This is a genomic window from Microbacterium sp. HMWF026 (assembly GCF_003061325.1).
GTDB lineage: Bacteria > Actinomycetota > Actinomycetes > Actinomycetales > Microbacteriaceae > Microbacterium > Microbacterium testaceum_E.
Genome location: NZ_QAJB01000390.1, coordinates 24,237 through 32,684, shown reverse-complemented (window position 1 = coordinate 32,684; position 8,448 = coordinate 24,237). Strand labels below are relative to the sequence as shown.

11 protein-coding genes and 1 pseudogene are annotated in these 8,448 nt (G+C 71.2%); 11 read left to right on the top strand and 1 reads right to left on the bottom strand.

What is annotated here, in order from left to right; translation table 11 throughout:
• A pseudogene (locus tag DBR36_RS14605) lies at window positions 1-280 on the bottom strand (hypothetical protein); the annotation flags it as partial.
• 71 nt (window positions 281-351) lie between these two features.
• On the opposite strand from DBR36_RS14605, the gene rpe reads away from it, so the two are divergent.
• The 11 genes from rpe to lgt all read left to right on the top strand — a co-directional run bounded on the left by rpe (window position 352) and on the right by lgt (window position 8,419).
• Window positions 352-1,017: a ribulose-phosphate 3-epimerase gene (gene rpe, locus DBR36_RS14600; RefSeq protein WP_108320485.1), complete on the top strand. Its 666-nt coding sequence runs from the start codon at window positions 352-354 to the stop codon at window positions 1,015-1,017.
• Window positions 1,018-1,156: 139 nt separating this feature from the next.
• Complete coding sequence (locus DBR36_RS14595; RefSeq protein ID WP_108320484.1) at window positions 1,157-1,420, top strand: phosphoribosyl-ATP diphosphatase; 264 nt, start codon at window positions 1,157-1,159, stop codon at window positions 1,418-1,420.
• 76 nt (window positions 1,421-1,496) lie between these two features.
• On the top strand, window positions 1,497-2,339 hold the full coding sequence (gene hisG / locus DBR36_RS14590; protein WP_108320483.1) for an ATP phosphoribosyltransferase: 843 nt from the start codon (window positions 1,497-1,499) through the stop codon (window positions 2,337-2,339).
• Complete coding sequence (gene hisF, locus DBR36_RS14585; RefSeq protein ID WP_108320482.1) at window positions 2,339-3,103, top strand: imidazole glycerol phosphate synthase subunit HisF; 765 nt, start codon at window positions 2,339-2,341, stop codon at window positions 3,101-3,103. Before hisG ends, hisF begins: the two co-directional genes overlap by 1 nt.
• On the top strand, window positions 3,100-3,438 hold the full coding sequence (gene hisI / locus DBR36_RS14580) for a phosphoribosyl-AMP cyclohydrolase (RefSeq protein ID WP_056231816.1): 339 nt from the start codon (window positions 3,100-3,102) through the stop codon (window positions 3,436-3,438). Before hisF ends, hisI begins: the two co-directional genes overlap by 4 nt.
• Window positions 3,438-4,025: a Trp biosynthesis-associated membrane protein gene (locus tag DBR36_RS14575; protein ID WP_108320481.1), complete on the top strand. Its 588-nt coding sequence runs from the start codon at window positions 3,438-3,440 to the stop codon at window positions 4,023-4,025. The genes hisI and DBR36_RS14575 overlap by 1 nt, the downstream gene beginning before the upstream one ends.
• Before the next feature lie 241 nt (window positions 4,026-4,266).
• The gene (locus tag DBR36_RS14570; RefSeq protein WP_108320480.1) at window positions 4,267-4,497 is read left to right on the top strand and encodes a DUF6704 family protein; all 231 of its coding nucleotides are present in this window, start codon (window positions 4,267-4,269) and stop codon (window positions 4,495-4,497) included.
• 2 nt (window positions 4,498-4,499) lie between these two features.
• Window positions 4,500-5,276 (top strand): indole-3-glycerol phosphate synthase TrpC, encoded by a 777-nt coding sequence (trpC, locus tag DBR36_RS14565; RefSeq protein WP_108320479.1) that lies wholly within the window; start codon window positions 4,500-4,502, stop codon window positions 5,274-5,276.
• Entirely contained in the window at window positions 5,273-6,616 is a 1,344-nt protein-coding gene (gene trpB / locus DBR36_RS14560; protein ID WP_108320478.1) for a tryptophan synthase subunit beta, read from the top strand. Before trpC ends, trpB begins: the two co-directional genes overlap by 4 nt.
• Complete coding sequence (trpA, locus tag DBR36_RS14555; protein ID WP_108320477.1) at window positions 6,613-7,404, top strand: tryptophan synthase subunit alpha; 792 nt, start codon at window positions 6,613-6,615, stop codon at window positions 7,402-7,404. Before trpB ends, trpA begins: the two co-directional genes overlap by 4 nt.
• A 10-nt stretch (window positions 7,405-7,414) precedes the next feature.
• Window positions 7,415-8,419, top strand: coding sequence for a prolipoprotein diacylglyceryl transferase (lgt, locus tag DBR36_RS14550; protein ID WP_108320476.1), 1,005 nt, complete (start codon window positions 7,415-7,417; stop codon window positions 8,417-8,419).
• Window positions 8,420-8,448 lie beyond the last annotated feature (29 nt).

Below are 8,448 nucleotides of genomic sequence, written 5' to 3'. Positions count from 1 at the left end.
CCAGCGCCCCCAGGCCGAGGAACATCAGGCCCGCGAGGACCACCGTCGCCGCGGCCGTCGCGGCGATGGGTCGCGCGACGCCGAGCCGCGACGAGGCGCGCGGCGACGCCGGTCGAGCCGTCTTCTTCGGGGATGCCGTCGAACCGGCGTCCGGTGACAGCGGAAGCCACCGCTCCTGCTCCGCGTCCCAGCCGTAGCCGTTGGCCACCCACCGGCCGCGCTCGGCGTCCCAGACGGGGACGGCGCCCCGCGCCATGCCCGGATCATCGTGTGTCGTCACCGCTCCACCTTGTCCGGTCGTTCCCCGCCACCCCGCCGGACGAGGCGCACCATGGACGGGATAATGTGCTCATGTCCGCCCCGCGCATCAACCCCAGCATCCTGGCCGCCGACTTCGTCAACATGGAATCAGAGCTGGCGCGCATCGCCGGTGCGGATTTCGTGCACGTCGACGTCATGGACAACCACTTCGTCCCCAACCTCACCTTCGGGCCGCAGATGGTCACCCGGGTGCAGGAGACCAGCCCCGTGCCGCTGGACGTCCACCTGATGATCGACGACCCCGACCGCTGGGCTCCCGCCTACGCCGAGCTCGGGGCGGCATCCGTCACCTTCCACCTCGAAGCCGCGGCCTCGCCCATCGCGCTCGCCCGACGGCTGCGGTCCATCGGCGCCCGCGCGGGCGTCGCCGTCAAGCCCGGTACCCCCGTCGAGAACCTCTTCGACGCGCTCGACGAGTTCGATCAGATCCTGGTCATGACGGTCGAGCCCGGGTTCGGCGGTCAGTCGTTCATGCCCGAGACCATGCCCAAGCTGCGCGCGCTGGCCGACGAGGCCAAGCGTCGCGGCTCGAGCGTGTGGCTGCAGGTGGACGGCGGCATCGGCGAGTCCACGATCGCGCAGGCCGCCGAGGCGGGGGCCGACACGTTCGTCGCCGGCTCGGCGGTGTTCGGCGCCGACGACCCGGACCGCGCGATCCAGTCGCTCCGCTCCACCGCCGCGCGCCACCGTCACTGACACGCCGCCCCATCCTCGATAAACGCCGTCCCTGCGGAGAAACGCCGTCTCGCCGCGTGTCTCGCACGGGACGGCGTTTATCGAGGCAGGGCGCGCCCCGCGGACAGCCCCACCCCCGGCGACCCGATACCCTGGAGGGGTGAAGACCTTCGACGACCTGTTCGCGGAACTCAGCTCCAAGGCCGTCGAGCGACCCGAGGGGTCCGGCACCGTCGCTCAGCTCGACGCGGGCGTCCACGCGATCGGCAAGAAGATCGTCGAAGAGGCCGCCGAGGTGTGGATGGCCGCCGAGTACGAGTCCGACGAGGCCGCGGCCGAAGAGATCTCGCAGTTGCTGTACCACCTGCAGACCCTCATGCTCGCGAAAGGTCTGTCGCTCGCAGACGTCTACCGACATCTCTGAGCCGTCGACCTCCTCGCTCGACGCCGCCTCCCCGGCGGCAGCCGCCCACAGCTCACCCCACACGAAAGCCCCCGTCATGCTGCGAATCGCCGTGCCGAACAAGGGGTCGCTCGCCGAGACCGCCGCCGAGATGCTCTCGGAGGCCGGGTACACCGGACGTCGCGACTCGAAAGACCTGTACACCGTCGACCCCGTCAACGACGTGGAGTTCTTCTACCTGCGTCCGCGTGACATCGCGACCTACGTGGGATCCGGCGCCCTCGACGTCGGCATCACCGGCCGCGACCTGCTGCTGGACGCGCGCATGCCCGGCGCGCACGAGATCGAGTCCCTCGGCTTCGCCGGATCGACGTTCCGCTTCGCCGGCCGCCCCGGCCGGTTCAGCGACGTGCAGGACCTGCAGGGTCTGCGGGTCGCCACCGCCTACCCGGGCCTGGTCGACGCGTTCCTCGACGAGCGCGGCATCGCCGTCGACATCGTGCCGCTCGACGGCGCGGTCGAGTCGGCCGTGCAGCTCGGGGTGGCGGATGCCGTCGCCGACGTCGTCTCGACGGGGACGACGCTGCGCCAGGCGGGCCTCGAGATCTTCGGGCCCGTGCTGCTCGAGAGCGACGCCGTGCTGATCGCCGGCCCGCAGGAGGCAGAGGGCACCGAGACGCTGCTGCGACGCCTGCGGGGCGTCCTCGCCGCGCGCAAGTACGTGCTGATCGACTACGACCTGCCCGCCGCCCTCGTGGAGCAGGCCGTGGCGGTCGCCCCGGGCCTGGAATCGCCGACGATCTCGCCGCTGCGCGACCCCGAGTGGGTCGCCGTGCGCGTGATGAGCCCGCGTCGTGACGTCAACCAGGTCATGGACGCCCTCTACGCGATCGGCGCGCGCGCGATCCTGGTCACCGAGATCCTCGCCGCGAGGCTCTGATGACCCTCGCGCGCCGCGTCATCCCCTGCCTCGACGTCGCCGCGGGGCGCGTCGTCAAGGGCGTGAACTTCCTCGACCTGCGCGACATGGGCGACCCGGTCGAGCTCGCGAAGCTCTACTTCGACCAGGGCGCGGACGAGGTCACGTTCCTCGACGTCACCGCCACGGTCGACGAGCGCTCCACCACCTACGACGTGGTCCGCCGTACCGCCGAGCAGGTCTTCATCCCGCTCACGGTGGGCGGAGGCGTGCGCTCGAGCGACGACGTCGCGCGCCTGCTCGCCGTCGGCGCCGACAAGATCGGCGTCAACTCCGCCGCGATCGCCCGTCCGCAGCTGATCGACGAGATCGCCGACCGCTTCGGCGCGCAGGTGATCGTGCTCTCGCTCGACGTCAAGCGAGCGGCATCCACCCCCTCGGGGTTCGTGGTCACCACGCACGGCGGCCGCACCGAGACGACCCTCGACGCCCTCGAGTGGGCGCGCGAGGCCGTCGAGCGCGGGGCGGGGGAGCTGCTGGTCAACTCGATCGACGCCGACGGCACCAAGCAGGGCTTCGACCTCGAGCTCGTCCGGCTCATGCGGCAGGTCGCGGCGGTGCCGGTGATCGCCTCGGGCGGCGCGGGCGAGCTCTCGCACTTCGCCCCGGCGGTGCAGGCCGGTGCCGACGCCGTGCTCGCGGCATCCGTGTTCCACTCCGGTCAGCTGAGCGTCGGACAGGTCAAGGACGCCATGGCCGCCGAGGGGATCGAGGTGCGCCGATGAGCGTCGACCGCGTGAAGTACGACGCCGACGGCCTGGTGGCCGCGGTGATCCAGCAGTTCGACTCGCGCGAGGTGCTGATGGTGGGGTGGATGGATGCCGAGGCCCTGAACCGCACGCTCACCACCGGCCGCGTGACGTTCTGGTCGCGCTCGCGTCAGGAGTACTGGCGCAAGGGCGACACCTCGGGCCACATCCAGCTCGTCAAGGGCGCGCGCCTGGACTGCGACGGCGACACGTTGCTCATCGAGGTCGACCAGATCGGCGCCGCGTGCCACACGGGCGACCACACCTGCTTCGACGCCGACGACCTGCACCCCGTCGTGGGCGAGCGCTGATGCGACGCGCCCGCTCGACCGCGGTGCTCGCGATGCTCCTCGCCGGAGCGATCGGGGTCATCGCGTCGACGCAGACGTGGATCGACGTCACCCTCGACGACGGCGCCCAGCAGACCCTCGCCGTCCCGGGCGCCGAGGCTCTCCCGGTGCTCACTCCGCTGAGCCTGGCGGCCCTGGCCCTCGGTGCGGCGCTGTCGATCGTCGGCCCGGTCCTGCGCTACGTCTTCGGCGCGCTGGGCGTGCTGATCGCGGCCCTGGTCGGCGTCGGCACCGCGCAGCTGCTCGTCTCGCCGCCCGTGTCGGCCACCGCGGCGACGGTCACCGACGCGACCGGTATCTCGGGGACGGATGCCGTCGCCTCGCTCGTGACGGATCTGTCGCTGACCCCGTGGCCGGCGGTGACGCTGCTCGCGCAGCTCGTGCTGGCCGCGGCATCCGTGTTCACCGTCGTGACCGCGCGACGCTGGGCGTCGGGCGCGAGCCGCAAGTACCGCACCGCCACCGAGGCGGGCGCCGACACCGGCCGTCCGCACGACGCGATCGACTCGTGGGACGACCTCTCGCGCGGCGACGACCCCACGGCCTGAGCGGACCGCCACCGCGCGAGAAACGCTCTCCCTCGCGAGACACGGCGCGTCACCGCGTGTCTCGGCACCGATAGCGTTCCTCGCCGACAAACCGCGTCACGCGACGCGCGGAGCGACGAGGGCGCGTCACCGTCGGCGACGACATCGCGACATCGAGACGACGGCGGGAGAGCCGGCGCGCGCTTCGATAGACTGGAACCCACGCTTTCCCCCGCGCCCGCGCGCGACTGTTAGGAGCCCCATGAGCAACCCCATCGGCGATCCCGGCCACGGACACTCGCCCGCCGCCTGGACGGCCGTGATCATCATGCTCGTCGCCTTCACGCTCGGCACGCTGTTCTTCTGGCTCGACATGCCGGTGCTGGTGTGGGCGTCGGTCGGTCTGCTCGTGGTGGGTGCGATCGTCGGCTTCGTCATGACCAAGGCCGGCTACGGCGCGAACGGCGCGAAGTCCAACCCGAAGGCCCACTGACCGTGCTGGCCGATCTGACGGCCGGAGCGGTAGAGGACGCCGAGCAGCGTCGACGGACGCGGCCGCTCGCCGACGTCGAGCGCGACGCCCTCGCGCAGACGCCTGCGCGTGACGCCCTGGCGATGCTCGCCCCCGCCGACCGGGTAAAGGTCATCGCCGAGGTCAAGCGCGCGAGTCCCTCGCGCGGCGACCTCGCGGCCATCCCCGACCCCGCTCGGCAGGCCCGCCTGTACGAAGAGGGCGGAGCCTCGGCGATCTCGGTGCTGACCGAGCAGCGCAAGTTCAAGGGCAGCCTGGCCGACCTCGAGGCCGTGCGCGCCGCGGTGAGCGTCCCGGTGCTGCGCAAGGACTTCATCGCCACGCCGTACCAGGTGCTCGAAGCCCGCGCCTCGGGCGCCGACCTGGTGCTGCTGATCGTCGCGGCCCTCGAGCAGCAGACGCTCGCCGAGCTGTACGCGCTCGTCACCGAGCTCGGCATGACGGCCCTGGTCGAGACGCACTCGGCCGACGAGCTCGACCGCGCCGCGCAGTTGGGCGCGAAGCTCATCGGCGTGAACGCGCGGAATCTCTCGACCTTCGAGCTCGACCGCGACCTGTTCGGTTCGCTCGTGGACCGTTTTCCCGCGGATGCCGTCAAGATCGCCGAGTCCGCCGTGCTCGCCCCCGCCGACGTCGCCCACTACCGCGCCGCGGGCGCGGACGTGGTGCTCGTGGGCGAGGCCCTCGTGACCGGAGACCCGGTCGCCACCCTTCGCGCGTTCCTCCAGGAGACGTCATGACCACCCTGCCCACGCAGAGCCTCCGCGACCAGAAGGGGCCGTTCTTCGGCGACTTCGGCGGCCGCTACATGCCCGAGTCCCTGATCGCCGCGATCGACGAACTGACCGCGGTCTACGAGTCGGCCATGGCGGATCCGCAGTTCCAGACCGAGCTCCGCGCGCTCCTGCACGATTACGCCGGGCGCCCGTCGGTACTGACCGAGGTGCCGCGCTTCGCCGCGCACGCCGGCGGCGCGCGGGTCTTCCTCAAGCGCGAGGACCTCAATCACACGGGGTCGCACAAGATCAACAACGTGCTCGGTCAGGCCCTGCTCACCAAGCGCCTGGGCAAGACCCGCGTCATCGCCGAGACCGGTGCCGGCCAGCACGGCGTCGCGACCGCCACGGCCGCCGCGCTGTTCGGCCTGGACTGCGTCATCTACATGGGCGAGGTCGACACCGAGCGACAGGCGCTGAACGTCGCCCGCATGCGCCTGCTGGGCGCCGAGGTCGTGCCCGTCACCACCGGTTCGCGCACGCTCAAGGACGCCATCAACGAGGCCTACCGCGACTGGGTGGCCTCGGTCGAGACCACCAACTACATCTTCGGCACCGCGGCGGGTCCCCACCCGTTCCCGGCCATGGTGCGCGACTTCCAGAAGATCATCGGCGAAGAGACCCGCGCCGAGTTCCTCGAGCGCCTCGGCCGCCTTCCCGACGCCGTGTTCGCGTGCGTCGGCGGCGGCTCCAACGCGATCGGCATGTTCGACGCGTTCCTCGACGACGAGGGCGTGGCCCTCTACGGCGTCGAGGCCGCCGGCGACGGGGTCGACACCCCCAAGCACGCCGCCTCCATCGGCCGCGGCCGCCCGGGCGTGCTGCACGGCGCCCGCACCTACGTGCTGCAGGACGAGGACGGTCAGACCACCGAGTCGCACTCGATCTCGGCCGGACTCGACTACCCGGGCGTCGGTCCCGAGCACGCCTGGCTCGCCGACATCGGCCGCGCGCAGTACATCCCGGCGACCGACGACGAGGCGATGCAGGCCCTGCGTCTGCTCTCGCGCACCGAGGGCATCATCCCGGCGATCGAGTCCGCCCACGCCCTGGCCGGCGCCCTGCGCGTGGGTCGCGAGCTGGGTCCGGATGCCGTCATCGCGATCAACCTGTCCGGTCGCGGCGACAAGGACATGGACACCGCGGCCCGCTACTTCGACCTCTACGACGCCGAGCACGCGCCCGAGACCGTCGAGGGCCGTGCGCAGACGCGCGCGGCCGAGACCGTGGCATCCGCCCCCGGATCGCCCGTCGACGTCACCGCCGCCCCCGATGCGGCCAGCGGTGCGGGGGTCGAGCTATGACCTCGCGCGTCGCCGCCGCGATCGACACGGCCCACCGGGACGGACGCGGGGCGTTCGTCGGGTACCTGCCCGCGGGCTTCCCCGACGTGCAGACCAGCATCGAGGCGGCCGTCGCCCTCGCCGAGGCGGGAGCCGACGTCATCGAACTCGGTCCTCCCTACAGCGACCCCGTGATGGACGGCCTGGTGATCCAGGAGGCCACGCAGACGGCGCTGGCCAACGGCTTCCGCATGCGCGACCTGTTCACGATCATCCGCGAGGTCACCACGCGCACCGAGGTGCCCGTCCTGGTGATGACGTACTGGAACCTCGTCGAGCAGTACGGAGTCGACCGTTACGCCGACGAGCTCGTCGCGGCCGGGGGAGCGGGCCTGATCACGCCCGACATCACCCCCGACGCCGGAGAAGCGTGGATCACGGCGAGCGAGCGCACCGGTCTCGACCGCGTGTTCCTCGCCGCCCCCACCTCGTCCGACGAGCGTCTGAAGATGATCGTCGACGCGTCCACGGGCTTTGTATACACGGTCTCGACCATGGGCATCACCGGAGAACGGGCCGAATTGGATGCCGCCGCCCGCGGCCTGGTGGAGCGTCTGCGCGCGTTCGGAGCCGAGAACGCGTGCGTGGGCATCGGCATCTCGAACGCCGACCAGGTCGCCGGCGTCGTGGAGTATGCCGACGGCGCGATCGTCGGGACGGCGTTGGTCAAGGCCCTGCGCGACGGCGGCGTCGAGGCGCTCTCCTCGCTGGCGAAGGAGCTGTCCGCGGGCGCGACCAAGCGCGCCTAGACTCGTCTGCATGACGTTCGCCCTCTCGAGCGCCGCCTCCGGCGTGCTCGCCAGCATCCCGAGTCCGTCGATCTCCTACGTCGATCTCGGTCCGCTCCGCATCCACTTCTATGCCCTGTGCATCGTCGCGGGCATCATCGTCGCCGTGCTCCTCACGAACGCCCGGCTGACGCGTCGTGGCGCCGAGAAGTGGGTCGTCATCGACATCTGCCTGCTGGCGGTCCCGCTCGCGATCGTCGTCGCGCGCATCTACCACGTGGTCACCCACCTGGGCTTCTACTTCGGCCCGGGCTCGAACCCGTGGAACATCACGCAGCCGGGATCGGTGTGGGCCATCTGGGAGGGCGGCATCGCCATCTACGGCGCCCTCATCGGCGGGGCGATCGGCGCGATCCTCGGATGCCGGTGGACCGGCATCCGCTTCTGGACCTTCGCGGACGCCCTGGCGCCCGGCCTCATCATCGCCCAGGCCATGGGCCGCTTCGGCAACTGGTTCAACCAGGAGCTGTTCGGCCAGCCCACCGACCTGCCGTGGGGACTCGAGATCGCCTCGGGCAACCCGGCGATCCCGGTCGGTCTGCCGGCCGGCACGCTGTTCCACCCGACCTTCCTGTACGAGGTCATCTGGAACCTGCTCGGCGCCGCGGTGATCCTGTACGTCGGAAAGCGCTTCACCCTGCAGTGGGGCAAGCAGTTCGCCATCTACCTCGTCTGGTACAGCGCGGGCCGCATCGTCTGGGAGTCCATCCGCATCGACCCCAGCGACATCATCCTCGGGTTGCGCACGAACGTCTGGGCCGCGATCTTCGGCGTGATCCTCGGCATCGTCATCTTCATCGTCCAGTCGCGCCGCCACCTCGGCCTCGAGCCCTCGCCGTACGTGCCGGGGCGCGAGTCCAAGGCTCCGGGGGCTGTAGACTCAGGCGACCCCTCTGACTTCGTCGACGTGAGCGAGCCGCCCGCGACGAGCGACACCGTCGGCACCAGCGCCACAAGCAGCCCCGCCACGAACTAACTCTCTGGGCCGACGTCGTCCCATTCGAA

Bases quoted from the DNA above. Each gene is read 5' to 3' on its own strand.
- hisG (WP_108320483.1), top strand. From the start codon at position 1,497: ATGCTGCGAATCGCCGTGCCGAACAAGGGGTCGCTCGCCGAGACCGCC.
- hisI (WP_056231816.1), top strand. From the start codon at position 3,100: ATGAGCGTCGACCGCGTGAAGTACGACGCCGACGGCCTGGTGGCCGCG.
- hisF (WP_108320482.1), top strand. From the start codon at position 2,339: ATGACCCTCGCGCGCCGCGTCATCCCCTGCCTCGACGTCGCCGCGGGG.
- DBR36_RS14575 (WP_108320481.1), top strand. From the start codon at position 3,438: ATGCGACGCGCCCGCTCGACCGCGGTGCTCGCGATGCTCCTCGCCGGA.
- rpe (WP_108320485.1), top strand. From the start codon at position 352: ATGTCCGCCCCGCGCATCAACCCCAGCATCCTGGCCGCCGACTTCGTC.
- trpA (WP_108320477.1), top strand. From the start codon at position 6,613: ATGACCTCGCGCGTCGCCGCCGCGATCGACACGGCCCACCGGGACGGA.
- trpB (WP_108320478.1), top strand. From the start codon at position 5,273: ATGACCACCCTGCCCACGCAGAGCCTCCGCGACCAGAAGGGGCCGTTC.
- lgt (WP_108320476.1), top strand. From the start codon at position 7,415: ATGACGTTCGCCCTCTCGAGCGCCGCCTCCGGCGTGCTCGCCAGCATC.
- DBR36_RS14570 (WP_108320480.1), top strand. From the start codon at position 4,267: ATGAGCAACCCCATCGGCGATCCCGGCCACGGACACTCGCCCGCCGCC.